The 23,840-nt window shown below is 65.4% G+C and carries 20 protein-coding genes and 2 pseudogenes; 13 read left to right on the top strand and 9 right to left on the bottom strand.

The genetic code is table 11. The annotated features are described in order from the left end of the window. Window positions 1-44 precede the first annotated feature (44 nt). From VME63_RS06335 to VME63_RS06325, 3 genes are read right to left on the bottom strand one after another with little or no spacing between them, the layout of a single operon-like run. Complete coding sequence (locus VME63_RS06335; protein ID WP_325431401.1) at window positions 45-1,472, bottom strand: efflux transporter outer membrane subunit; 1,428 nt, start codon at window positions 1,470-1,472, stop codon at window positions 45-47. Then, window positions 1,459-2,649, bottom strand: a complete 1,191-nt coding sequence (locus VME63_RS06330) for an efflux RND transporter periplasmic adaptor subunit (RefSeq protein ID WP_325431399.1) — start codon at window positions 2,647-2,649, stop codon at window positions 1,459-1,461. Before VME63_RS06330 ends, VME63_RS06335 begins: the two co-directional genes overlap by 14 nt. Next, window positions 2,639-5,833, bottom strand: coding sequence for an efflux RND transporter permease subunit (locus VME63_RS06325; RefSeq protein WP_325431397.1), 3,195 nt, complete (start codon window positions 5,831-5,833; stop codon window positions 2,639-2,641). Before VME63_RS06325 ends, VME63_RS06330 begins: the two co-directional genes overlap by 11 nt. 233 nt (window positions 5,834-6,066) lie before the next feature. Between VME63_RS06325 and VME63_RS06320 the strand changes: the two genes are divergently transcribed. Beyond that, window positions 6,067-6,993, top strand: a complete 927-nt coding sequence (locus VME63_RS06320; protein ID WP_325431395.1) for a LysR substrate-binding domain-containing protein — start codon at window positions 6,067-6,069, stop codon at window positions 6,991-6,993. Between the two features lie 265 nt (window positions 6,994-7,258). Next, window positions 7,259-7,792 carry an acyloxyacyl hydrolase gene (locus tag VME63_RS06315; protein ID WP_325431393.1) on the top strand — a complete coding sequence of 178 codons (534 nt, stop codon included), beginning with the start codon at window positions 7,259-7,261 and terminating at the stop codon, window positions 7,790-7,792. 76 nt (window positions 7,793-7,868) lie between these two features. Here VME63_RS06315 and VME63_RS06310 read toward each other — a convergent pair whose 3' ends face one another. The 5 genes from VME63_RS06310 to VME63_RS06290 all read right to left on the bottom strand — a co-directional run bounded on the left by VME63_RS06310 (window position 7,869) and on the right by VME63_RS06290 (window position 12,970). Then, window positions 7,869-9,389 (bottom strand): DHA2 family efflux MFS transporter permease subunit, encoded by a 1,521-nt coding sequence (locus VME63_RS06310; protein WP_325431391.1) that lies wholly within the window; start codon window positions 9,387-9,389, stop codon window positions 7,869-7,871. 91 nt (window positions 9,390-9,480) lie between these two features. Then, window positions 9,481-10,674, bottom strand: coding sequence for an efflux RND transporter periplasmic adaptor subunit (locus tag VME63_RS06305; protein WP_325431389.1), 1,194 nt, complete (start codon window positions 10,672-10,674; stop codon window positions 9,481-9,483). A gap of 25 nt (window positions 10,675-10,699) precedes the next feature. Further along, window positions 10,700-12,139 carry an efflux transporter outer membrane subunit gene (locus VME63_RS06300; protein WP_325431388.1) on the bottom strand — a complete coding sequence of 480 codons (1,440 nt, stop codon included), beginning with the start codon at window positions 12,137-12,139 and terminating at the stop codon, window positions 10,700-10,702. A 28-nt stretch (window positions 12,140-12,167) separates the two neighbouring features. Continuing rightward, window positions 12,168-12,626: a MarR family transcriptional regulator gene (locus VME63_RS06295; protein WP_325431386.1), complete on the bottom strand. Its 459-nt coding sequence runs from the start codon at window positions 12,624-12,626 to the stop codon at window positions 12,168-12,170. An 86-nt stretch (window positions 12,627-12,712) separates the two neighbouring features. After that, a complete protein-coding gene (locus tag VME63_RS06290) occupies window positions 12,713-12,970 on the bottom strand; it encodes a hypothetical protein (protein WP_325431384.1) in 258 nt (85 codons plus the stop codon). Between the two features lie 296 nt (window positions 12,971-13,266). Between VME63_RS06290 and VME63_RS06285 the strand changes: the two genes are divergently transcribed. The 11 genes and pseudogenes from VME63_RS06285 to VME63_RS06240 all read left to right on the top strand — a co-directional run bounded on the left by VME63_RS06285 (window position 13,267) and on the right by VME63_RS06240 (window position 23,441). After that, the gene (locus VME63_RS06285) at window positions 13,267-14,079 is read left to right on the top strand and encodes a helix-turn-helix transcriptional regulator (protein WP_325431382.1); all 813 of its coding nucleotides are present in this window, start codon (window positions 13,267-13,269) and stop codon (window positions 14,077-14,079) included. Between the two features lie 62 nt (window positions 14,080-14,141). Then, complete coding sequence (locus tag VME63_RS06280; protein ID WP_325431380.1) at window positions 14,142-14,714, top strand: TetR/AcrR family transcriptional regulator; 573 nt, start codon at window positions 14,142-14,144, stop codon at window positions 14,712-14,714. Window positions 14,715-14,788: 74 nt separating this feature from the next. After that, window positions 14,789-15,667: an oxidoreductase gene (locus VME63_RS06275; RefSeq protein ID WP_325431378.1), complete on the top strand. Its 879-nt coding sequence runs from the start codon at window positions 14,789-14,791 to the stop codon at window positions 15,665-15,667. 148 nt (window positions 15,668-15,815) lie between these two features. Further along, window positions 15,816-16,499: pseudogene (locus VME63_RS18505) on the top strand (DEAD/DEAH box helicase); the annotation flags it as partial. A gap of 111 nt (window positions 16,500-16,610) precedes the next feature. Next, window positions 16,611-20,363: pseudogene (locus VME63_RS18500) on the top strand (Lhr family helicase); the annotation flags it as partial. 41 nt (window positions 20,364-20,404) lie between these two features. Then, window positions 20,405-21,160, top strand: coding sequence for an AAA family ATPase (locus VME63_RS06265; protein WP_325431376.1), 756 nt, complete (start codon window positions 20,405-20,407; stop codon window positions 21,158-21,160). Continuing rightward, a complete protein-coding gene (locus tag VME63_RS06260; RefSeq protein WP_325431374.1) occupies window positions 21,157-21,633 on the top strand; it encodes a GNAT family N-acetyltransferase in 477 nt (158 codons plus the stop codon). The genes VME63_RS06265 and VME63_RS06260 overlap by 4 nt, the downstream gene beginning before the upstream one ends. A gap of 41 nt (window positions 21,634-21,674) precedes the next feature. Next, window positions 21,675-22,037: a VOC family protein gene (locus VME63_RS06255; protein WP_325431372.1), complete on the top strand. Its 363-nt coding sequence runs from the start codon at window positions 21,675-21,677 to the stop codon at window positions 22,035-22,037. Window positions 22,038-22,092: 55 nt separating this feature from the next. Continuing rightward, window positions 22,093-22,473, top strand: coding sequence for a VOC family protein (locus VME63_RS06250; protein ID WP_325431370.1), 381 nt, complete (start codon window positions 22,093-22,095; stop codon window positions 22,471-22,473). Between the two features lie 42 nt (window positions 22,474-22,515). Next, window positions 22,516-23,046 (top strand): dihydrofolate reductase family protein, encoded by a 531-nt coding sequence (locus VME63_RS06245; RefSeq protein ID WP_325431368.1) that lies wholly within the window; start codon window positions 22,516-22,518, stop codon window positions 23,044-23,046. Further along, a complete protein-coding gene (locus tag VME63_RS06240; RefSeq protein WP_325431366.1) occupies window positions 23,043-23,441 on the top strand; it encodes a VOC family protein in 399 nt (132 codons plus the stop codon). Before VME63_RS06245 ends, VME63_RS06240 begins: the two co-directional genes overlap by 4 nt. Window positions 23,442-23,450: 9 nt before the next feature. Here VME63_RS06240 and VME63_RS06235 read toward each other — a convergent pair whose 3' ends face one another. Further along, complete coding sequence (locus tag VME63_RS06235; RefSeq protein ID WP_325431364.1) at window positions 23,451-23,822, bottom strand: nuclear transport factor 2 family protein; 372 nt, start codon at window positions 23,820-23,822, stop codon at window positions 23,451-23,453. Between the last annotated feature and the right edge of the window lie 18 nt (window positions 23,823-23,840).

The following is a 23,840-nucleotide window of genomic DNA, read 5'->3' as shown; positions in this document are numbered from 1 at the left end:
GCCGGGCGCGATGAGCGAGAGGATCGCGCCGCGCCCGCCCAATCTTACCTGCGCGCCAACTGATCCACCGACCAGCCGCCCCCGAGCGCACGGATCAGCTGCACGCTGGCGCGCAGGCGCTGCGTGTCCAGCTGCAGCAGGCCGCGCTGTTCCTGTAGCGCGACGGTCTGCGCCTGCACCACGTCCAGATAGCTCACCGCGCCGTGCTTGTACTGTGTCATCGACAGATCCAGCGCGTGCTGCGCGGCGTCGGAAGCGTCTTTCTGATCGGCGCTGGCCGCGCCCAGGTGGTCGAGCAAGGCAAGATTGTCCTGCACTTGCTGGAACGCGCCGAGCACCACGCTGCGATAGTTCGCGCCGGCTTCGTCGGTCTTGGCCTTGGCCGCGGCGATGGTGGCCTTGCGATAGCCGCCGTCGAATACGTCGTAGGCCAGTGCCGGGCCCAGTGCCCAGATGCGGTTGGGCGCGGTGAGCAGGTTCGCCCAGCCGGTGCTCTGGAAACCGCCTTGCGCGTTGAGCGTGAGCGAGGGAAACCATGCCGCACGCGCGATGCCGATACCGGCGTTGGCGGCGGCCACGCGACGCTCCGCCGCCGCGACGTCGGGACGCCGCTGCAGGAGCGTGGAAGGCACATCCAGCGGCACGGCCGGTACCGCGATCGCCGCGGCTTGCGCGGGCAGGCTGAAAGTGGAAGCGCTTTCGCCCACCAGCACGGCGATCGCATCCTGCACCAGTTCGCGCTGCGCCACCGTTTGCGACCATTGCGAACGCGCATCGGATAACTGCGTCTGCGCGCGCGACACGTCCAGGCCGGAGACGATGCCGCCAGCGTGCAGTGTCTGTGTCAGCGTCAATGCCTTGGCGTACGCCTGCATGGTCTGCTGCAGCAGGGCGATCTGCTGGTCCAGGCCGCGCAACTGCATGTAGCTGTCGGCCAGTTGTGCCTGCAGGCTGAGCTGCGCCGAGGCCAGGTCCGCCTGCGCGGCCAGTGCGTTGTCGCGCCCTGCCTCGACCGTGTTGCGTACGCGGCCCCACACATCCACTTCATAGCTGGCCTGCAGGCCTACGGTGTAGGCGTTGTAGTCGGCCGGTGCGGAGGGGTTGCGCGCCGGCGGCGAGTTGTCCGATTCGCGCTGGCGTTCGCCGACGGCACCGGCGCCAATCTGCGGGAACAACTGCGAATGCGCTTGCGCGCTGAAAGCCTGCGCCTGCGTGTAGTGTGCCAGCGCCGCGGCAAGATCGGCATTGTTGGCGAGCAACTTCGCCTGCAGCTGATCGAGCTGGGCGTCGGCATACAGATGCCACCAGTTTTCACGCGGCAACCGGTCGCCTGGCTGCGCGGCGATCCATGGACCGACATCGTTGTACGCCGTCGCTGCGGGCGTGGCCGGCGGCTTGTACGCCGGCGCCAGCGAGCAGCCGGCAAGCACCGCGGCGATGGCCATGGCGAGGACGAATTCAGGCTTTTTCATGGGGCTTGGCCGTTGCCTGGTCAGTGGCGATCTTCACCGCGTCGCCGTCCTTGATGCCGTCCGGCGGGCTGTCGATCACGCGATCGCCCGCGTTGAGGCCCGCACCGATTTCGACCGACTTGCCATAGTCGTACAGAATGCTCACCTTCTTGAACGCGATCTTGTCGCCCGCACCCACCGTTGCTACGCGCAGGCCGGCATTGTCGAAGATCAGCGAACTGGCCGGCACGCGCAGCGCGGTGCCATCGACCGGCAGGCTGAAGCGCACGTGCGCGAAGGCGCCCGGCATCAGCGCGCTGTCGCCGTTGTCGACCAGCAGCTGCGCCAGCGTGGTGCCGGAGTTGGCGTTGACGGCATTGGACGTCGCGATCACCTTGGCGTGGAATTCGCGTCCCGGGTATTCGGGCACCACCAGGACGGCGGCGCTGCCGGGGCGGATCGAGGGCGCGTAACTCTGCGGCACTTGCACGTAAACGCGCAGCTGATGGATGTCCGACACCACGAACAGTTCCGGACCGGTGCCGCCGCCGGCGTTGATCAGGGCGCCGACGTCGGTGTCGCGCGCGGTAACCACGCCATCGAACGGCGCCACGATGCGCGCGAAAGCCTTCGCCGCCACCAGCCGGTCGACATTGGCCTGGGCCGCGTTCATCAGCGCCACTTTCGCGCTGTAGTCGCTGGTGCGCTGGTCGACGTCCTGTTGCGCCACCGAATCGCTGCCCAGCATCGCCTGCCAGCGTTTGGCGGTGATGCCGGCGAGTTCCGCGTTGGCTTTGGCGCTGGCCAGATCCGCGCGCGCCTGCACCAGCTGCTGGTCCAGTTCCGGCGTGTCGATTTCGCCGAGCAGCTGGCCGCCTTTCACCGGCGTGCCGATGTCGGTTTTCCAGTCTTTCAGATAACCGCTCACCTGGGCGTAGATCGGCGCGCGGGTGAAGGCCTCCAGGCGGCCGGGAAGATCGAGCACGGGACCGGTCTTGCCAGGCTCGGGCACAACCACGTTGACGGTGGGCACGGCCTGTTCGTCGGTCCAGGTTTTCAGGCTGCTCGCCTGCGTGGCGCGCGTGACCAGGCCGATCGCCACGATCGCTACCAGCACCGCCGCGACGGTGATACCGGTCAGGCGCAAGCCGCGCCGGGACAGTTTCTCGGCGGGATGCGCCACGGTTTCAGACGACATAGCTGGGTTCTCCCGTAGCATTGGCTTCTTTCGGGGCATGCTTGCGACGCCCATGGACGATGCTGAACACCACCGGCACGAACAGCAGCGTGGCACCGGTGGCAAAGATGAGTCCGCCGATCACCGCGCGACCGAGCGGTGCGTTCTGTTCGCCGCCCTCGCCCAGGCCCAATGCCATCGGCGCCATGCCGATGATCATCGCCAGCGCGGTCATGCAGACCGGACGGAAGCGCGTGAAGCCCGCTTCGAGCGCCGCAACCGTGGCATTGCCATGCTCGGCCAGGCGCTCACGGCAGAAGCTCACCACCAGGATCGAATTGGCGGTAGCCACGCCCATGCACATGATCGCGCCGGTCAGCGCGGGCACCGACAACGGCGTGTGCGTGGCGAACAGCATCCACACGATGCCGGCTAGCGCGGCGGGCAGCGCCGTGATGATCACGAACGGATCGCTCCACGACTGGAAGTTCACCACGATCAACAGATAGATCAGCACCACCGCGCCGAGCAGGCCGAATATCAAGCCCGAGAAGGCGCTGTTCATGGTCTGCACCTGGCCCAGCAGCACCACGTGCGAGCCTTTGGGCTGCTGGCCGGCGCTGGCGTCGATCAGCTTCTGCACGTCCGACGCCACACCGCCCAGATCGCGATCTTGCGTGGCCGCGTAGATCTGCACCACCGATTGGATGTCGTACTGGTCGATCACGTCGTTGGTGTTGCTGCGCCTGAGCGTCACCAGGCCGCCCAGCACCTGCGCCTGGCCGCTGCCACCGTTGACGGGCAGGTTGCGCAGCGACGCGAGGCTGTCGAGGTTGTACTGCGGCGTCTGCATTACGATCGGATAGGACACGCCGTTGGCCGGATTCAACCAAAACGTCGGCGCCACCTGGCTGGAACCGGCCAGGTTCACCACCAGGCTGTTGGTGATATCGCGCTCGGTGATGCCCACCAGTTGCGCCTGCGTGCGGTCCACATTCACGTCGAAGGCGGGACTGGCCTGCGACTCCTGGATGCGCGCATCGACCACGCCCGGCACCCGCTTGATCTGCCCCAGCAACTGGTTGGCGTAAGCGAAATTGGCCGCCAGATGTGGGCCGCGAATTTGCAGGTCCAGCGGTGCGGGCGCGCCGAAGTTGAGGATCTGGCTGACGATGTCCGCCGGCGGAAATGAGAACGTCACGCCCGGATACGTGCGCGGCAACAACTCGCGCAGCTTGCGCACGTATTCGGCGGTGGGGCGATGGCCTTCGTTCAAGGCGATCTGGATGTCGCCGTCCTGCTCGCCGATCAGGCCGGTGTTGTTGTAGGTGGTGTTGATGCCGCTGTTGGACAGGCCGATGTTGTCCACCACGGTACCTAACTCTTGCGGCGGGATGACGCCACGCACGGTCCGCTCGATGTGGCTGAAGAGGTTGGCGGTGTCTTCCACGCGCGTGCCGACCTGGGCGCGCACGTGCATCAGGATCTGCCCGCCGTCCACGTCCGGGAAAAAGTTGCGGCCCAGGAACGGCACCAGCAGGAAGGACACCAGCACAAAAGCCAGGAAGCCGAGCACGAACGGCCTGCGCCGGCCCAGCGCAAGCTCCAGCAGGCCGTGGTAGGTGGCGCGGATGCGCTCAAAGCGTGCCTCGAACGCGCGCTGGAAACGCACCAGCGCGTTGCGCGACGGTGGCCGCGCATCGAGTCCGTCGGCGTGCGGCGCGTGTGCTTTCAGCAGGAACTTCGCCATCGTCGGCACCAGCGTGCGCGAGAGCACGAACGAGCACACCATGGCGAACATCACCGCCTCGGCCATCGGCACGAACAGGTAGCGCGCCACGCCGTTGAGGAAGAACATCGGCACGAACACGATACAGATGCACAGCAGCGAGACGAACGCGGGCGTAACGATCTGCTTGGCGCCGTCGATGATCGCCGTTTCCACGTCCTTGCCGTGCTCCAGGTGCCAGTTGATGTTTTCGATGGTCACCGTGGCGTCATCGACCAGGATGCCCACCGCCAGTGCCAAGCCGCCAAGGGTCATGATGTTGAGCGTTTCGCCCAGCGCCGAAAGCAGCGCAATGGCGCCCAGAATCGCCAGCGGAATCGACACCGCGATGATCACCGTGGAACGCCAGCTGCCCAGGAACAGCAGAATCATGAGGCTGGTGAGCGCCGCCGCGATCACGCCTTCGCGCGCCACGCCGGTGATCGCCGCGCGCACGAACAGCGACTGATCGCCGATCGGCGACACTTTCAGGTTGTCCGGCAGCAGGCCCTTGCTGTCGATCACGCGCTGCTTGATGCCCGCGACGATGGCCAGCGTCGATGCCGAGCCGTTCTTGAGGATGCTCAGCAGCACCGAGCGCTTGCCGTCCACATGCACCACGTTGGTCTGCGGCGGCGCGCCGTCGCGCACATGCGCCACGTCGCGGATGTAGATGGTGGTGCCGTTGACCGTCTTGACCGGCAGGTCGCCCAGGTCGGCGATGTCCGATGGGGAGTTGTTGAGGTTCAGCGTGTACTCGAACGTGCCGATCTTTTCGGTGCCCACCGGTATGATCAGGTTCTGCGCCGCCAGCGCATTGGCCACGTCCTGCGCCGAGAGGCCGCGCGCCTGCAGCTTGGCCGAGTCGACGTCGATCTGCACCTGGCGCGTCTTGCCGCCGTAGGGATAGGGAATCGCCGCACCCGCCACCGACACCAGCTGCGGCCGCAGGATGTTGAGGCCAAGATCGCCCAGGTTTTGTTCGCTCAGGCCCTTGCCCGACAGCGCCAGCTGCAGGATCGGCACCGTCGATGCGTTGTAGTTGAGGATCAGCGGCGGCGTGATGCCCGGCGGCAACTGCTTGAGCAGGGTCTGCGACACGGCCGTCACCTGCGCATTGGCGGTGGCGATGTTGACGTTGGGCTGGAAGAAGATCTTGATGATGCCGAAGCCGGCGATCGACTTGGCCTCGATGTGTTCCACATCGTTGACGGTGGTGGTCAGCACGCGCTCGAACGGCGATGCGATGCGGCCGGCCATCTGCTCCGGCGGCAAGCCGGTGTACTGCCATACCACTGCGATCACCGGAATCTTGATATCCGGGAAAATGTCGGTCGGCGTGCGCAGCGCAGCCAGGGGTCCGACGATCAGGATCAGCAGCGCGAGAACGACGAAGGTATAAGGCCGCTCCAGCGCAAGCCGTACAATCCTCAGCATGGATGCACTCCAGGGAAGGGGAGGCAGAGCCTCGGGGCCGCGGCCGCACGATGCCAGGCATGCGGTGTGCCAAACCCCGTCGCGGCCGCCAGCGGCAACCACGCGCTCTGCTTTACGGGCAAACTTGCGATGCGAATAAACAGCCGGTGTGCGGGGACAGGCACCAGCTGTGCGTCAAGATTAGTAATACGGCTTGTTAAGATCGATACAGCTAAGCGAATGGCTCGATACGCATGACGAATGATTACCTGGAGCTGCGACACCTTAAGTATTTCGTCGCCGTGGCGGACGAGTTGCACTTCGGCCGCGCGGCCGAACGCCTGGGTATTTCGCAGCCGCCGCTAAGCCAGCAGATTCATGCGCTTGAGCAACGGCTCGGCGCCCGGCTGTTTGAGCGCAAAGGCCGCGGCATCGCCCTCACCCACGCCGGCACCGCCTTGCTTCCGCGCGCCCGCGGCCTGCTGGTTCAGGCCGAACGGGCGGCCGAATCGGTGGCCCGCGCACAACGCGGGGAATTGGGCGAACTGCACCTGGGCCTGATGTCGTCCGGACCGTTTACGTTTGTGGTGCCGCGCGTGCTGGCCAGGTTCCGCGAACGCCTGCCGCATGTGCGCCTGCAGATCCACGAACTGGCTACCTCGCACCAGGTCGAGGCGCTGGAACAAGGCGTGATCGACGTCGGCGTGATTCGCCCGGAACCCTTGCCCGAAGGCATCGCGTCGCTGGAGCTGTTCAAGGATTCGGTGACGGTGGTGATGCATGCGAGCAACCCGCTCGCCAAAACCGCCGGGCCGATTCATATCCGCGAACTGGCCGGCGAGGATTTCATTTTTTACCAGCGCAACCTGGGCGTGCGTTTCTATGACGAAGTCATCGCGCTGTGCCGCAAATCCGGATTCAGTCCGCGCATTTTGTACGAGGTGCGCGAACTGCCCACCATCATCGGGCTCATCTCCGGCGGCTTTGGCGTGGCGGTGCTGCCGGCCTCGGTGCAAAGAATGATGATGGAAGACGTGGTGTTCCGGCCCGTGGCGGATCTGGAAGCAACGACGGCGGTGTGGGCGATCTATCGCCAGGACGTGGTCAACCCGATGGTCAGCGCGTTTCTGGAGATCGCGCAATGCCTGGCTTCCAAGCAGGCTGTGGCGATGGGCAGGTGACATAGCGCGGCGCCGGCATACATGCGCATTATCCGCAACGACCGCAAGGCATCGCCGATGCCCTGCCCTTGCACAGCCCAACGCCTACCCTACCGGCCATGCGGGAGTGGGCATTGGCTTACACCAAGTTGTCGTTTTCCCGCACATCGATTGCGGTGATGGCGTATTGCGCGAAACTACCCCAAATGGGGCTAGCCCCTTCTGTTAATCATTAGTAAACTTTTAAGTACATAAACGCCCTATCCTATCCCCCATAGGCAACCGAATGCGTATTCAATCCCTTGTTCGTGGCCTGGCAGTCGCACTGATCTGCACTGTGCCGGCCTTTCCCGCCATGGCGGCCCGTTTCGAAATACAGGGCGGCGTCAGCTACATGGGCAACCCTTCCAACGGCTACGACGCGCCGGCGGCGTTCGGTGAAGTCATCTTCGATCCGAGCCAGATCGGCCAGAGCAATTTCACCTGGTCGCCGGACGTCACCGCCGGCTGGATCGATGGCCGCAACGTTCCCCAATTCAACATCGACCGCTACACCACGCGCGACGACATCTGGCTGGCAGCCGGCGGCGTGCGGCTGCACTACGGCCCGGCCGGCGCCTGGTACCAGCCGCTGTTCCTGAGCTTCCAGCCGGCGGTGCACACCGGGCGCACGCAGGCACTGAGCAGCGTGTACGAGTTCGTGACCACGGTCGGCTACCAGGGCAATCACTGGAGCCTGGGCATTCGCCACATCTCCAACGGCAGTTTCCACGAACCCAATCGCGGCGAGACGATGGTGGTGGCCGGCATCGCGTTCTGATCCACCGCATTGACCGCCATGCCTAAAGCAACGGCCCCGTACGGGGCCGTTGTCGTTTCGGCGCTTGCACCGCCGGTCAGTGTCCGCCGGCACCCGCGCCCGCCTTGGCGGAGAACGGCGGTTTGGCCATCCAGATCACCACGATCAGCGAGAGGAAAATCCAGCCGAGCATATGGAAGATTTCGTTGAACGAAATCTGCAGGCCCTGGAGCGTAATCGTCTGGTTCAACACGGCCATCACGGATGGCGAATCGCCGGCCCGGCTCATCGCCTGTTGCACGTCCGGGTTGTATGGCGTGATCTGCTCGGCCAGTCGCGCGTGATGCAGGATGCCGCGGTGTTCCCACATGAAAGTGGTGAGCGAAGCGGAGAAGCTCGCGCCGACCGTGCGCAGAAAGGTCGCCACGCCGCCGCCCGCGGCGATTTCATGCGGCTGCAGGTCCGACAGCAGGATGGTGGTCACCGGCATGAAGAAGAACGCCACGCCAAGCCCCTGCAGCAACTGCACCAGCGCGACGTGGGTGAAGTCCACGCCGATGTAGAAATTCGAACGCAGGAAGCAGGTGGCGCCCATGACCAGGAACGCGCCGCTGGTCAACGCGCGCAGGTCAAAGCGCGTGGCGTACTTGCCTACGATGAAGGTGAGCAACACCGGCAGCACGCCCAGCGGTGCGGACGCAAAACCCGCCCAGGTCGCGGTGTAGCCCAGGTTCAACTGCAGCCATTGCGGTATCAGCAGGCCGATCGCGAAAAACGCCGCGTACGCCAGCACCAGCGCGATCGTGCCCATGCGGAAATTGCGATGGCGGAACAGCTTGAGATCGACGATGGGGTCTTTGTCGGTCAACTCCCAGATCAGGAATACCGCGATCGCAATGGCCGAGATGATGGCGGTGACGATGATGAAGCTGGAGTTGAACCAGTCATCGTCGTTGCCTTTGTCCAGCACCACCTGCAGCGCGCCCACGCCGATCACCAGGGTGATCAGGCCCACGTAGTCGATCTTCGGCCGCTGCGTGACCACCTCGCGCAGGCGCATCTGGTTGGCCACTACCATGCTGGCGAAGATGCCGATCGGCACGTTGATGAAGAAGATCCACGGCCACGAATAGTTGTCGGTGATCCAGCCGCCGAGGATGGGGCCGGCGATCGGCGCCACCACCGTCACCATCGCCAGCAGCGCCAGCGCCATGCTGCGCTTGGCGGGCGGATAGATGGAGATCAGCAGCGCCTGCGTGATCGGATACATCGGCCCCGCCACCGCGCCCTGGATGGTGCGGAACAGGATCAGCATGCTCATGCTTTGCGCGATGCCGCACAGGAACGAGGCCAGCGAGAACAAAAGCGTAGCCCACACGAACAATTTCACCTCGCCGAAGCGGCGCGTGAGAAAGCCGGTGAGCGGCAAGGCAATGGCGTTGCTCACCGCGAAGGAGGTGATCACCCAGGTGCTCTGGTCCTGACTCACGCCAAGGTTGCCTGCGATGGTCGGCAGCGACACGTTGGCAATGGTGGTGTCCAGCACCTGCATGAACGTGGCCAGCGACAAGCCGATCGTCGCCAGAACCAGGTTGGGTGGACGGAAATGGGTGTTCATGGAATGCGGTTGGGGGTTGTGTGCGATCGGTCGTGGAGGAAGCGGTCGCGGCCTTGCATGTGCGTGCCGGCGCGACCGGTATCCTGTCCGCTTAGTGCTGTCCGGCCATGTTGGCGTGGAGGATCTTTTCGATCTGCACGTTCGCCTGGGCCAGTTCGTTCTGATAGACGTCCGTGCTGAAGCGGCCTTCGGTGCGTGGCTGCTGCGCCAGCATCGCGCCGCCCTGGTTGTGCAGGTCCACGTCGGTGTCCATCGACATGCCGATGCGCAGCGGGTTCTTGTCCAGCTGCGAGGGATCGGTGAACACCACGCGCACCGGAATGCGCTGCACGATCTTGATCCAGTTGCCGGTGGCGTTTTGCGCCGGCAGCAGCGAGAACGCGCTACCCGTGCCCACGCCGAGGCTTTCCACCTGGCCCTTGTACTTCACCGATCCGCCATACACGTCGGAGATGATTTCCACCGGCTGGCCGATACGCATGTGGGTCAACTGCGTTTCCTTGAAGTTGGCATCCACCCACACTTGGTGCAGCGGCACTACCGCCATCAGTGCCGTGCCCGGCTGCACGCGCTGGCCGACCTGCACGGTGCGCTTGGCGATGTAGCCGCTCACCGGCGCGACCATGGTGGTGCGGATGTCGTCCAGGTACGCCTCGCGATACTGCGCGGCGGCGGCCATCACCTCAGGATGGGAGGCAACCACCGTGTCGTCTACCAATACCTGGTTGGTCTGCAAGGCCTGTTGTGCGTTGGTGAGCGCGTTCTGCGCGGCGGTCAGCGCATCCCGCGCGTGCGACAGCTCTTCGGCGGAGATCGCGCCGGTCTTGGCCAGGTCGCGGCGGCGTTCGTAGTCGGCGCGGGCCTTGGCCAGCGCCACTTTCTGCACGGCCAGCTGCGCCTGCGCGCCTTGCACGGTGCTGTACAGGCCGCGCACCCTGCGTACCGTGTTGCCGAGGTTGGCGGCGGCGCGCTGCAGGCCGACGTCGGCGTCGGTCTTGTCCAGCGTCACCAGCACGTCGCCCTGCTTGACGTAGTCGCCATCGTCCGCGCGGATGCTGGTGACGGTGCCGGCGATGCGCGGCGTGATCTGCACAATGTTGCCGTTGACGTAGGCGTCGTCGGTGCTTTCGTACCAACGGCCATCGAGGAAATACCACGCCGTCCAGCCGATCAGGGCCAGGACGACGACCGCGGCCAGGACGCGCAGCAGCACGCCGCGCCGGTTACTGGCCGCAGGCGCCTGCACGACGGAGCTGTCGGCGGTATTGGGATTGGGGCTGGACATGGGGCTGCCTCAGAAACGATGAGAATTATTTGGAAGAAAGTTCGACGCCGGCCTGCGGACGGAAGCCGCCGCCGAGCGCCTGGATCAGTTGCACGTTCAGATCGGACTGCTGCGCGCGCAGCTGGGCCATGCGCTGTTCGGCGGCGAGCAATTCCTGGCGCACGCTCAGCGCGTCCAGGTAACTGCCGATGCCCGACTTGTAGCGCTGCTCGGCCAGCTTCCATGCATCGCTGGCCGCATCGACCGCGCGCTGCTGCGCCTGGATCTGCTGCTGCGCCGAGGCGATGGCGTCGTAGTCGTCGGACACTTCGTTGATCGCCGACACCAGCGTCTGGTTGTACTGCGCCACGGCCAGCTCGTATTGCGCGTCCTTGGCATCAAGGTTGGCGCGGCGGCGGCCGCCATCGAAGATCGGCAGGCTGATCGCGGGCGCCACTTCATAGAAGCGGTTCTGCAGGGTGAACAGGTTGCCGCCGCCCAGGCCGATCAAGCCCACCATCGCGCCGATGTTCACGTTCGGCAGGAATTGCGTCTTGGCGGCCTTGATGTCCTTGGCCGACGCTTCGACGCGCCAACGCGCCGCGACCAGGTCCGCGCGATGGCCGACCAGATCGAGCGGAAGATTGGACGGCACCATCAATGCCGCCGGCGGCAGCAATGGCGGACGGCCGATATCAAGTCCGCGATCGGGGCCTTTGCCCAGCAGCACCGACAAGGACGAACGCGCCGCGTCGATCGCGCGATCGGCCCGCGCTTTCTCGCCTTGTGCGCTGGCTACTTCCGAATCGCTCTGCTTGAGCTGGATCCGGTTGTCGATGCCCGCCGCCACGCGCTGGCGCGTGAGGTCGCGCGCGTCGCTGGCGCGCTTGAGTTCGGCGTTGGCGACATCCTGCAACGCATAGGCGTAGCCCAGCTGCACGTAGGCGCGCGCGACATTGGTCGACAGTTCGATGCGCGCGGCCTGCGCGTCGACATCGGCGGCACGCCACTGGCCCACCGCCGCTTCCCATGCGGCGCGCTGGCCGCCCCACAGGTCCAGATCCCATTTGAAGCTGCCGTAGGCGTATTTGGCCGCGGCCGGATGGCCGGTGCCGAAGGCGGGAATGCTGGTGGGAATGAATGCTTCGGCGGCACTGCCGCCTACGCTCGCGGACGGTTCGCGCGCCGCATCGGCGCTGTTGGCCGCCGCTTGCGCCTGATGCGCACGCGCGTCGGCGATGGCAAGCGTGGGGTTATCGCGCAGCGCTTGGGCGATCAGCGCGTCGAGCTGGGGGTCGCCCAGGCCTGTCCACCAATCTGCCTTGGGCCACGCCGCATCCGATAGCTGCACGTTCGCCAGGCTGCGATCGGCCTTGAGCGAGGACGGATCGATCGACGCGCCATTGGGATGAATGCCTCCGCTCGTGGCACAGCCAGCGAGCGCCAAGGCCAGTCCGACGGCAGCCGCAAGAATATGCAAACGCATGGCTTTGAAATCTCGAGTTTGGAGTGAATCAGTTCTTGTCGCGGAGCGCGTGCAACACGCGCTCCAGGTAGTCGTGCAGGCGCTTGCTTTCGGTCTCGCTCAACGAACGCTGCGCCGCCTGCAGCACGCGATCGTTGCAACCTGTCAGTTGCTGCCAGAGGGCGCCGCCGGCGTCGGTCAGTTCGATGCGCAAGGCGCGGCGGTCCTGCTCATGCGGGCAGCGGCGCAGCAATCCCCTGCCCTCGAGCTGGTCGAGCTGGCGCGTCATGGCGCCGCCGTCCAATTCCACCGAGCGGGCAAGCTCGGTGGCGGACATCGGCCCCAGCACGGACAGCCGCTTGAGGATCAGGAATTGGATGTAGCGAAGGTCGAGCCCCTTGGCGGCGATCTCCGCCTCGATGCCGCGTACCAGTTCGATGCGGACGAGGTTGATCAGCACGCCAAGGCTTTCTTGGGCGGTGGGGGTTACGAGCGGTCCCGGATTCATGGGAGCGCATTCTATTGCCTCTGGAATATTTGTCAAGGCAAATATGTTTAGGACACCTATTGTTTCAGCAAATGGTCAGGGGCGAATTACTTCTGGGGCGAGGCGGTCAATTCCGCCAGTTCGTCGCCGACCCATGTACGCAAAGCGGGGTCGCGCAGTTCGAACAGCTCGAACACGCCCAGCGCCCGCAGGGCCGGCAATTGCGCCAGCAAACGAGGCTCCACCGCGCGCCGGACCGGCTCGGGGGTGGCTGGATCGAGCATCTGGTGAGCGCATGCCACGAACGTTTCGAGCGGTGATTTGGATAAGCGGGAATTGAGTGAAATCAACTGGATAGGGGACATGAGGCGATCCTTTGAATCAGTTGCTGTGGGGCTCTGGACGAGCTTCTTGGTTCTTGTTCGACGAACAGGGACGCTTGGAATGGACGAGACGGCGGCTTGCGATGTGACATCGGGCCATCGCGCTGGTCCAAGCCGGTCAACGCGATCGAGCACAGCCCCTGGCCATGCCTGGTTGGGAGCCGCGAGCGGCGGCAGCGGCGGGGAAACCCGGCGTGCGCGCCGGGCGATACAAAGCTTAGGCAAATCCCGGCGCCAGCTGATAACGTTATTTGGTCAAAAAATGTCGAGAACCGGCCATGGCGCATCCTAAGGAATCGTTCTTTGAATTCATCGAGCAAGCCGGCGGCCCGCCCCTCATCGCCTATTGGGATGAAGGCAATGCGGCCAGCGAATACAGCCAGGACACGCACAAATACGACTGGCACAGCCACCTGCGCGGCCAGTTCTGGTGCGTGGAAAGCGGCCTGGTACACATCCACACGGCGCGCGGGTCGTGGCTGCTGCCGCCGCACCGCGCGGGCTGGATGCCGCCGGGCGAAATGCACACCGTGACGCTCAGCGGCACGATGCGCGGCTGGGGCATTTTTCTCGCCCCCGACATCTGCGGGCAGCTGCCCGGCCACCCCTGCGTGATCGGCGTGACCCCGCTGATGCAGGAGCTGGTCCATCGCGCCAGCTCGTGGAAATGGAACGCCCAATTGGATGCGCGCCAGCAACGGGTGATGGACGTGCTGCTGGACGAAATGCTGCACGCTCCGCACGAATCCCTGCATCTGCCGATGCCGATCGACCGGCGCCTGCTGCGCATCGCGCAGGCGGTGATCGAACAACCGCACGACAACCGCAGCCTGGAAGACTGGGCCGCCTGGGCCGGGCTTTCGCCGCGTACCCTGAGCCGCCTGTTCCGCGCCGAAACGGCGCTGAGCTTTGCGCAGTGGCGGCAACAGGCGCGGCTGGCGCGGGGATTGGAACAGCTGGCCGACGGGGTGCCGGTCGCGTCCGTCGCCGACGCGCTCGGCTACGCCAGCACCAGCGCCTTCATCGCCATGTTCCGCCGCTGCTTTGGTCATTCGCCCGCGCGCTACTTCGGCCAGCGGGCCGCCGCCTAGCCCTTGCATAAGCCGACAGTCGCCCTTATTATTGAGCAAGTACTCATTCATATACGCTCATCATGGCCCGTCCCCGCAGCGAAGACAAGCGCAACGCCATCCTGGAAGCCGCCACCGAGGTGGTGGCCGAGCTGGGCGTGAGCGCGCCCACCGCCAGGATCGCCAAGCGTGCCGGGGTGGCCGAAGGCAGCTTGTTCACCTATTTCGAGACCAAGGACGCCCTGCTCAATCAGCTTTACCTTGAGCTGAAACGCGAACTGCGCCACGCCATGCTCGATGGCTTTCCCGCCGCCGAGCGCATGGCCGCGCAGGCGCGCCATGCGTGGAACGGTTATGTCGACTGGGGCGTGGCCCATCCGCTGAAACGCAGGGCGATCTCGCAACTATCCGTCTCGGACCGGATCACCCCGCAGACCAGGGAAGCGGGCATGGCCGGCTTCCGGCAGATCAACGCGATGCTGCAGGAAAGCCTGGCCGGCGGGGTACTGAAGGATCAGCCGCCGGCCTTCGCCGGGGCGGTCATGGCCTCGCTGGCCGAAACGACGATGGAGTTCATCCTGCGCGAACCGGCACAGGCCGAGCGCTACAGGAACGCCGGTTTCGAAGCGTTCTGGGCGGCCATCGCCAAACATTGAGGCTTCTTTTGCCTTATTTATGAGTGTGTACTTGCTCACCTAAATTTCCTCACATCCCCCTGAAGGAGCTTGTCATGTCTAAGATTTGGTTGATTACCGGCAGCGCCCGTGGCCTGGGCCGCCATCTTGCCGAGGCCGTGCTGGCCGCCGGCCACCGCCTGGTCGCCACCGCGCGCCAGCCCGACAAACTGCAGGACCTGGTCGCCCGCTACGGCGACCGCGTGCGCACGGCCGCGCTGGACGTCACCGATATGGCCGCCGCGCAAGCGGCCGTGGATCTTGCCGTTGCGGCCTTCGGCCGGCTCGACGTGCTGGTCAACAACGCCGGCTTTGGCCATGTCGCGCCGTTCGAACAGACGACCGAGGCGGATTTCCGCGCCCAGATCGATACCAATCTGTACGGCGTGGTGAACCTTACCCGCGCCGCGCTGCCGGTGATGCGCAGGCAACGTTCCGGCCACATCTTCCAGATCTCCTCCGTAGGCGGCCGCATGGGCACGCCGGGCATGAGCGCCTACCAGGCCGCCAAATGGGCGGTAGGCGGCTTCACCGAAGTGCTGGCCAAGGAAACCGCCGCGTTCGGCGTCAAGGTCACCGCGGTGGAACCGGGCGGCATGCGCACCGGCTGGGGCGAGATCGCGCGCGGCGCGGTGCCGGCGCTGTTGCCCGACTACGAGCCCTCGGTGGGCGCGGTCAACCGCATGCTGGCCGACTACGTCGGCCGCGAAGCCGGCGATCCGGACAAGATCGCACAGGTGCTAGTGCAACTGGCCGAGCACGACGCGCCGCCCGAACACCTGCTGCTGGGCGGTGATGCCATGCACTTCTTCCAGCAGGTGGACGATGCGCGCCGCGCCGAGACCGAACGCTGGCGCGCGGTGAGCCTGTCCACCGACGTCGATGGCGGCGTCGCGCTACCGAAAATTTCCATGCTGAGGGATGCGTCGGCCTGATGTCGGCCAGGCGGGCGTCTCACCCGTTGAGACGCCCGCGGCACAGCATGCCCGGCATGCCTGCCTGCAAGACAGGCCTTTTCCGCGCCGCCATCGGGCCTTATGTATGATCGACGAACCGTCCCCGTCCGAGCGCGGGCCATCGATGATGCCGCTACGCGATTTCCACCCTGCCGTTGCCGCGTGGTTCGACGCCACGTTTCCTGCGCCCACCTCGGCACAGGCGCAGGCGTGGCCGCAGATCAGGGCAGGGCGGCACACGCTGGTGGCCGCACCCACCGGCTCGGGCAAAACGCTCACCGCGTTCCTCGCCGCGATCGACGCGCTGGTGCAGGAAGCCGTGGCGCGCGGCGGCACGCTGCCGGACGAAACGCGCGTCGTATACATATCGCCGCTGAAAGCGCTGTCCAACGACATCCACATCAATCTGGAAGCGCCGCTGGAAGGGATCCGCGCGCAACTGGAAAAGCTCGCGCTGCCCGACGCCCCGATCCGCACCGCCGTGCGCACCGGCGATACGCCGCAGCCCGAACGCAACCTGATGCGCAAGGCGCCGCCGCACATCCTGGTGACCACGCCCGAATCGCTGTACGTGCTGATGGGTTCGCTGTCCGGTCGCCAGATGCTGCAAAGCGTGCGCAGCGTGATCGTCGACGAAATCCACGCGGTGGCGAGCAGCAAGCGCGGTGCGCACCTGGCCTTGACGCTGGAGCGGCTCCAGGCGCTGTGCCGGCGACCGCTGCAGCGCATTGGCCTGTCGGCAACGCAGAAACCGATTGACGAGGTCGCGAGATTCCTGGTGGGGGAGGGCGACGGCCCGGCGCCTTCGCCGCTGCGGGAAGCGCAAGCAACCGTCGCGACGCCGCAACCGTTTACCAGCGATCTTTTCGCCGCACCGGTCGCGCTTTGCGCACCTGTTCCCTGCGCCGCGATGGAAAAAGGCTGCACCATCATCGACATCGGCCACACGCGCGAACGCGATCTGGCCATCGAAGTACCGCCCGTGCCGCTGGATGCGGTGATGTCCAACGACAGCTGGGAACTGGTCTACAACCGCCTCGCGCAACTGGTCGCCGAACATCGCACCACGCTGGTGTTCGTCAACACCCGGCGCATGGCCGAGCGCGTGGCGCGGCACTTGTCAGAACGCCTGGGCCATGAAGCGGTTGCCGCGCACCACGGCAGCCTGGCCAAGGAACAGCGGCTGGATGCCGAACAGCGTCTCAAGCGCGGCCAGTTGCAGGTGTTGGTCGCCACCGCATCGCTGGAACTGGGTATCGACATCGGCGAGGTAGACCTGGTGTGCCAGCTGTCCTCGCCGCGTTCCATCGCCGCGTTCCTGCAGCGCGCCGGCCGTGCCGGCCACGCGGTGAACGGCACGCCCAAAGCGCGGTTGTTTCCCAGCAGCCGCGACGACCTGATCGAATGCGCCGCGCTGCTCGACTGTGTGCGCCGCGGCGAACTCGATACCTTGGTGCAACCGCCGCAACCGCTCGACGTACTGGCCCAGCAGATCGTCGCCGAAATCGCCTGCGCGGAATGGGACGAGGACGCACTGTTCGACCTGGTGCGGCGCGCCCATCCCTACCGCGCGCTGCCGCGCGCGCAATTCGATGCGATCGTGCGCATGCTGGCCGATGGCTTCACCACCCGTCGCGGCGCGCGTGCGGCCTACGTGCACCGCGACGCCGTGCATCGCCAGTTGCGCGCACGGCGCGGCGCGCGGCTCACTGCCGTCACCTCCGGCGGCACCATTCCCGACACCGCCGACTATCTGGTGGTGCTGGAACCTAAGGCCACCATCGTCGGCACGGTCAATGAGGACTTCGCCATCGAAAGCATGGCCGGGGACATCTTCCAGCTCGGCAACACCAGCTACCGCATCCAGCGCGTGGAGCGCGATCGCGTGCGCGTGGAAGACGCGCACGGCGCACCGCCCAACATTCCGTTCTGGCTTGGCGAGGCGCCCGGCCGCAGCAACGAGTTGTCGCTGGGTGTGTCGCGCCTGCGCGAAGAAGTCCTCGCGCGCATCGATGCCGGCGGCGTGCAGGCCGCGTTCGACTGGCTGCACGGGATGCTGGGGCTGAACGAGTCATCCGCGCAGCAGATCGTGGAGTACCTGGCCAAGGCCAAGGCCGCGCTGGGCGTGCTGCCCACGCAATCCACGCTGGTGTTGGAACGGTTCTTCGACGAATCGGGCGGCACGCAATTGGTGATCCACACGCCGTGGGGCAGCCGCATCAATCGCGCCTGGGGACTGGCGCTGCGCAAGCGCTTCTGCCGCCAGTTCAACTTTGAACTGCAGGCGGCGGCGACCGAAAACGCGATCGTGCTGTCCCTCTCCACCAGCCATAGTTTTCCGCTGGAAGAAGTGGCGCGCTACCTGCACAGCAGCAGCGCCGAGCACGTGCTGGTGCAGGCGCTGCTCGATGCGCCGCTGTTTCCGGTGCGCTGGCGCTGGAACGCGGTCACCGCGCTCGCCTTGCCGCGCTACGCCGGCGGCAAGAAAGTGCCGGCGCAGTTGCAGCGCATGAAGAGCGAAGACCTGCTCGCCACCGTGTTTCCCGATCAGGTCGCCTGCCTGGAAAACATCGTCGGCGAGCGGCAGATTCCCGATCATCCGCTGGTCAACCAGACACTGCACGATTGCCTGCGCGAAGCGATGGACGTGGACGGCCTGCTGCATATCCTGCAGGGGCTGGAAGCGGGCGTCATCAACGTGGTCGCGCGCGACCTCACCGCGCCCAGCCCGCTCGCCAGCGAAATACTCAATGCCGCACCCTACGCCTTCCTCGACGACGCGCCGCTGGAAGAACGCCGCACGCGCGCCGTGCAGACACGCCACTGGAACGGCATCGAAGACACCGACGACCTGGCCCGGCTCGATCCCGAGGCCATCGCCGCCGTGCGCGCCGAAGCGTGGCCCCAGGTGCGCGACGCCGATGAAATGCATGAAGCGTTGAACGTGCTGGGCTTGGTCACACACGAAGAAGTCCAGGCCAACGCCGGCTGGTCCGACTGGTTGCACAAGCTCGCAAAGTCGCATCGTGCGACGCAATTTACTCCCTCCCCCGCGCGCAGCGAGGGAGCGTTGGCGTGGGGTGAAGCTCCCCCCGTTGCGGCAAGCTCGAACGCCTCCCTCCCAACCTCCTCCAGCGCGCAAGGGGAGGGGCAGGTTGTGGCCGGTGTGTGGGTCTGCGCGGAAAAACTTCCTCTATGGCACGCCGTTCACACGAATGCTTCGCTGCAGCCACGCATCGAGCCCCCCGCCGAATTCGCAGCGCAAACCTGGACCGGCGAAGACGCCTTGCTCGAACTCGTGCGCGGCCGTCTCACCGGTCTGGGCCCGGTCACCGTCAACACGCTGGCCGTTTCGTTGCACGTCCAGACCTCTGACATCGAACTGGCCTTGACCCGGCTGCAATCGGAAGGCTATGTGATGCAGGGCCGCTTCACGCCCGATGCGCCGCACACGGAGTGGTGCGAGCGCCACCTGCTGGCGCGCATCCATCGCTACACCATCGGCCGCCTGCGTCGCGAGATCGAGCCGGTCAGCCGACGCGATCTGATGCGTTTTCTGCTCCAGTGGCAACACGCCACGCCCGACACGCGGTTGAATGGTCCGGATGCGCTCGGCGCCGTGCTCAGCCAGCTCGAAGGTTTCGAAGCCGCCGCCGGCGCGTGGGAAAGCGAACTGCTGCAAGCGCGCATCGCCGACTATTCCAGCCGATGGCTCGATGAGCTGTGCCGAGCCGGCCGCATCGGCTGGAACCGCCTGCGCAGCGGCGGCGGGGGCAGCGGGCCGGTGCGCGCCACACCGATCGTGCTGCTGCCGCGCCGCCAGCTGGCAACGTGGACATCCATCGCCGACCGCCATCAGGAACAGGCGCTGTTATTGTCCTCGCGCGCGCAGGCCGTGTTCGATGTGCTGGCCGCGCACGGCGCGCTGTTCTTCGACGAGCTGCTCGATGCCGCGCGCCTGCTGCGCACGGAACTGGAAAACGCGCTGGGCGAACTGGTTTGCGCCGGCCGCGTCACCGCCGACAGCTTCGCCGGCCTGCGCGCCTTGCTGGTGCCCGCCGCCAAGCGCGAGTCGCCCAAGCACCGACGCGTGCGCCGGCACGGCTTGAGCGAGATCGAGGATGCCGGGCGCTGGGCGCTGGTGCGCGCGCCGTCGCCGAACGCGGGCGGCGAAGGGCAGGCCGATACGATCGAACACATCGCGCGCGTGCTGTTGCGCCGCTATGGCGTGGTGTTCTGGAAATTGCTGGAACGCGAGGCGCCGTGGCTGCCATCCTGGCGCGAGTTGCTGCGTGTCTACCATCGACTGGAAGCGCGCGGCGACATCCGCGGCGGCCGTTTCGTGGAAGGACTGGTCGGCGAGCAGTTCGCGCTGCCCGAAGCGATCGGCCAGCTGCGCAGTGTGCGGCAGCATCCGTTGGAGCAGCAATGCGTCTGCCTCAGCGGCAGCGATCCGCTCAACCTGGTCGGCACCGTATTGGCCGGCGACCGCCTGCCCGCGCTGGCCGGCACCCGCGTGCTGTACGAAGACGGCCTGCCCGTCGCGGCGCTGGTCGCGAGCAAGCCGCAATGGTTGATCGAAAGCGATCTGGCGCAACAACGCCGCTGGCACAATGCGCTGTTGCGCAGACCCGAACCGGATGGCACCAGCGACGTCAGCTATCTTCGTCGCTAAACGCCTGCTGATCTGGGACGGCTCATGGACGAGGAGGGTACATGAAAGACCAATACATCCTGCAGATCGGCTTGAAGCGCGACAAGGTTCCCTCGTTCGAGCATTATCCGTTTTCGCTGCCGGCCGTGCGCGCGCTGGACACGCTGGAGCCGCATCCGAAGGTTACGTTCTTCGTCGGCGAAAACGGCTCGGGCAAATCCACGCTGCTGGAAGCCATTGCCGTGGCGATGGGTTTCAACGCGGAGGGCGGCTCGAAGAATTTCCGCTTCGGCACGCGCCTCTCGCATTCGGCGCTCAACGAATACCTGCGCATCGCCAAGGGCGTGAGGCGGCCCAGGGACGGTTTTTTCCTGCGTGCGGAAAGTTTCTTCAATGTGGCCACCGAAATCGAACGGCTCGATCTCGAACCGGGTTTCGGCCCGCCTATCATCGGCTCTTACGGCAACCACTCCTTGCACGAGCAGTCGCACGGCGAGTCGTTCATGGCTTTGCTGGTCAATCGTTTCGGCGGCCGCGGCGTGTATCTGCTGGACGAACCGGAAGCGGCGCTTTCCCCGCAGCGTCAGCTGGCCGCGCTGGCGCGCATCCATGAACTGGTGTGCGCGGATTCGCAATTCATCATCGCCACCCATTCGCCCATCCTCATGGCCTACCCCAACGCGTGGATCTACCAGTTCACCGAGCACGGCATCGAGCGCGTGGCCTACGAGGACACCGAGCACTATCGCATCACGCGTTCGTTCATCACCGACCCGCAGCGCATGCTGCACAGCTTGATGCAGGACCCCTCCCCGTGACCGATATCGTACTGGCGCAGGCGGCCGGCCCTGCACTTGTTGGCCAGGCCAGGGAGCTGTTTCTGGAATACGCCGATGCGATCGGCACAAATCTGGAGTACCAGGGCTTTTCGGCCGAACTTGCCGCGTTGCCGCGCCCCTATGTGCCGCCCGGTGGCGCCTTGCTGCTGGCCCGGGTGGATGGGGCGCTGGCCGGCTGTGTGGCGCTGCGCCCGCTGGGCGAGACCGTCGGCGAGATGAAGCGCCTGTATGTGCGGCCCGATTACCGAAAATTGAATCTGGGCCGGCGCCTGGTCGAAGCGGTGATCGCGGCCGCGCGTGACGCCGGCTATCGCGAACTGCGCCTGGACACCCTGCCCAGCATGGTCGCCGCGCAGGCGCTTTACCGTCATCTGGGTTTCATCGAAATCTCGCCGTACAACGATACACACCTGCCCGGCACGCGGTTCTACTCGCTCGCGCTGACGAGTTGAGCGATCATCCGTCGAACCGGGAACGCCAACGAGGACGTGCTATGGAAAAAGTGACGGGTATCGGTGGATTTTTCTTTCGCGCCAAAGCGCCGGACAACCTGGCTGACTGGTACGAGCGGCACCTGGGCGTCAACAAGATACCCACCAGCGGCGATCAGGAGGCATGGGAGCAGGAAAGCGGCACGACCGCCTTTGCGCCCTTCGCCCAGGACACCGGCTATTTCGGCGACCCCAGCCGCATGTGGATGCTGAATTTCCGCGTGCGCGATCTCGACGCCATGGCGGCCCAGCTGCGCGCGGCGGGCATTGCGGTGGAGATCAATCCGGAAACCTATCCCCAAGGCCGCTTTGCGCGCCTGCATGATCCGGAAGGCAATCCGATCGAACTGTGGGAGCCGCAGTAACGCCCTACCTCTGCAACAGCAAGCATCGTATTGCACAGCCAGGAGCGCGTCCGACATGGCAACGCTCGATCACATCATCTTGCGCGTGAACGATCTGCAAGCAAGCCTGGCGTTCTATACCGGCGTGCTGGGCTTCGCGCTGCAGGGCCGGGACGGGCCTTTTACCGTCATCCGCGTCGATGACGGTTTCGTACTTCAGCTTGCGCCCTACGGCACGCCGGGGTCGGAGCATTACGCTTTCGCCGTATCCAAGGCCGAGTTCGCGCAGATCTTCGAACGCATCCGCGAGGCGGGTATCGGGTATGGCCCGACCTTCGATTCGGTGGGATCGAATCGGGGGCCGGGCGAGGAATCGGGTGCACGCGGGCTGGCGCCGACGCTGTATTTTTTCGACCCCAACAAACATCTGCTGGAAATCAGGTCCTACGAACGATAGGCCGGCATGTCGCAGAGCATGGCCGCGGCGGCGGAGGCAAACATGAAAGCATCGGTCTTCGTGGGCGTCAGCGTCGATGGCTTCATGGCCAGGCTCGACGGCGCGCTCGACTTTCTCCCCGCCGGCGGCGGCGAACCGCACGGATACGACCAATTCATGGCCAGCGTCGATGCGCTAGTGATAGGTCGCGGCACTTACGAAACCGTATTGGGCTTCGACGGCTGGCCTTATGGCGACAAGCCCGTGTTCGTGCTGAGCACGCGTGAGCTTGCCGCACCGCCCGCAGGCGCGGTGCTCGAACATCTGCGCGGCACGCCAAAGGAAATCGTTTCGCGGCTCAGCGCGCGCAACTTCAAGCACGCTTATGTTGACGGCGGCGTCACCGTGCAGGGATTTCTGCGCGAAGGCTTGATCCAGCGCCTGATCGTGACGCGCGTGCCGGTGCTGATCGGTACCGGCATACCCCTATTTGGCCCCCTTCCGCGCGACATCGCGCTCAAGCATGTCACAACCCGCTCGTATGCGAGCGGATTGGTGCAAAGCGAGTACGAAGTCATCGGCGCGGCGCCATGACATCGAGCGCCTTACCCTGTCTCATGTTCGAAGGTTCGGCACAAGCCGCGATGCGGCTTTATGTTTCGTTGTTCCCCGATTCGGCCATCGTGTCGATCGAGCGCTATGGCGCACATGAGCAAGGCGCCGCTGGCTCGGTAAAACGGGCCACGTTTACGCTGTGCGGGCGCACTTTCCTGTGCATGGACAGCGCGGTGAAACACGACTTCAGCTTCACGCCGTCGATCTCGATCTTCGTCGAGCTGGACGACGAAGCCGTTGTCGATCGCGCGTTCGGCGAACTGGCACAGGGCGGCAAGGTCTTCATGCCGCTCGGCGATTATGGCTTTAGCAAAAAATTCGCCTGGTTGAGCGATCGCTTCGGCGTGTCGTGGCAGCTCGACCTGCTCGCGTAATCGGCGGCGTCAGTCGCTGTAGTCGGCGACGTGGATCAACAGACCCTCGCGCTCGCGAAATTCGCTACGCCCCGGCATGGCGATGCGTTGACCGGCGCGCACGCCGTTGGGCAGGTCGATGGCGAAGGTGCCTTCGAAGGCGATCTGCGCATGGGCCACGCCCGCCGCCTCGGCGTAGCCGACGATGGTCTGGTGCCGGGCGGAAAACAAATGGCGCGAACTTTCGGCCAGGTGGCGCAGCTCCTCGACGCCGACGGTGCGCACGCTCAGCGTACCGCCGGTGTAGTTTTCGAAGATGACCTCGCTATGCATGGTCTTCATCATGGCCTCGACGTCCATGCGGTTGTAGGCGTCGATGTAGCGGTCGATGAGGGCGCGCATGGGAGGTCTGTACGAGAT

The organism is Dyella sp., assembly GCF_035503745.1.
GTDB lineage: Bacteria > Pseudomonadota > Gammaproteobacteria > Xanthomonadales > Rhodanobacteraceae > Dyella_B.
The sequence above is the reverse complement of the archived record's forward strand: the minus strand, read 5'-3'. Positions and strand labels throughout refer to the sequence as shown.

Bases quoted from the DNA above. Each gene is read 5' to 3' on its own strand.
- VME63_RS06335 (WP_325431401.1), bottom strand. From the start codon at position 1,472: ATGAAAAAGCCTGAATTCGTCCTCGCCATGGCCATCGCCGCGGTGCTT.
- VME63_RS06330 (WP_325431399.1), bottom strand. From the start codon at position 2,649: ATGTCGTCTGAAACCGTGGCGCATCCCGCCGAGAAACTGTCCCGGCGC.
- VME63_RS06325 (WP_325431397.1), bottom strand. From the start codon at position 5,833: ATGCTGAGGATTGTACGGCTTGCGCTGGAGCGGCCTTATACCTTCGTC.
- VME63_RS06320 (WP_325431395.1), top strand. From the start codon at position 6,067: ATGACGAATGATTACCTGGAGCTGCGACACCTTAAGTATTTCGTCGCC.
- VME63_RS06315 (WP_325431393.1), top strand. From the start codon at position 7,259: ATGCGTATTCAATCCCTTGTTCGTGGCCTGGCAGTCGCACTGATCTGC.
- VME63_RS06310 (WP_325431391.1), bottom strand. From the start codon at position 9,389: ATGAACACCCATTTCCGTCCACCCAACCTGGTTCTGGCGACGATCGGC.
- VME63_RS06305 (WP_325431389.1), bottom strand. From the start codon at position 10,674: ATGTCCAGCCCCAATCCCAATACCGCCGACAGCTCCGTCGTGCAGGCG.
- VME63_RS06300 (WP_325431388.1), bottom strand. From the start codon at position 12,139: ATGCGTTTGCATATTCTTGCGGCTGCCGTCGGACTGGCCTTGGCGCTC.
- VME63_RS06295 (WP_325431386.1), bottom strand. From the start codon at position 12,626: ATGAATCCGGGACCGCTCGTAACCCCCACCGCCCAAGAAAGCCTTGGC.
- VME63_RS06290 (WP_325431384.1), bottom strand. From the start codon at position 12,970: ATGTCCCCTATCCAGTTGATTTCACTCAATTCCCGCTTATCCAAATCA.
- VME63_RS06285 (WP_325431382.1), top strand. From the start codon at position 13,267: ATGGCGCATCCTAAGGAATCGTTCTTTGAATTCATCGAGCAAGCCGGC.
- VME63_RS06280 (WP_325431380.1), top strand. From the start codon at position 14,142: ATGGCCCGTCCCCGCAGCGAAGACAAGCGCAACGCCATCCTGGAAGCC.
- VME63_RS06275 (WP_325431378.1), top strand. From the start codon at position 14,789: ATGTCTAAGATTTGGTTGATTACCGGCAGCGCCCGTGGCCTGGGCCGC.
- VME63_RS06265 (WP_325431376.1), top strand. From the start codon at position 20,405: ATGAAAGACCAATACATCCTGCAGATCGGCTTGAAGCGCGACAAGGTT.
- VME63_RS06255 (WP_325431372.1), top strand. From the start codon at position 21,675: ATGGAAAAAGTGACGGGTATCGGTGGATTTTTCTTTCGCGCCAAAGCG.
- VME63_RS06250 (WP_325431370.1), top strand. From the start codon at position 22,093: ATGGCAACGCTCGATCACATCATCTTGCGCGTGAACGATCTGCAAGCA.
- VME63_RS06245 (WP_325431368.1), top strand. From the start codon at position 22,516: ATGAAAGCATCGGTCTTCGTGGGCGTCAGCGTCGATGGCTTCATGGCC.
- VME63_RS06240 (WP_325431366.1), top strand. From the start codon at position 23,043: ATGACATCGAGCGCCTTACCCTGTCTCATGTTCGAAGGTTCGGCACAA.
- VME63_RS06235 (WP_325431364.1), bottom strand. From the start codon at position 23,822: ATGCGCGCCCTCATCGACCGCTACATCGACGCCTACAACCGCATGGAC.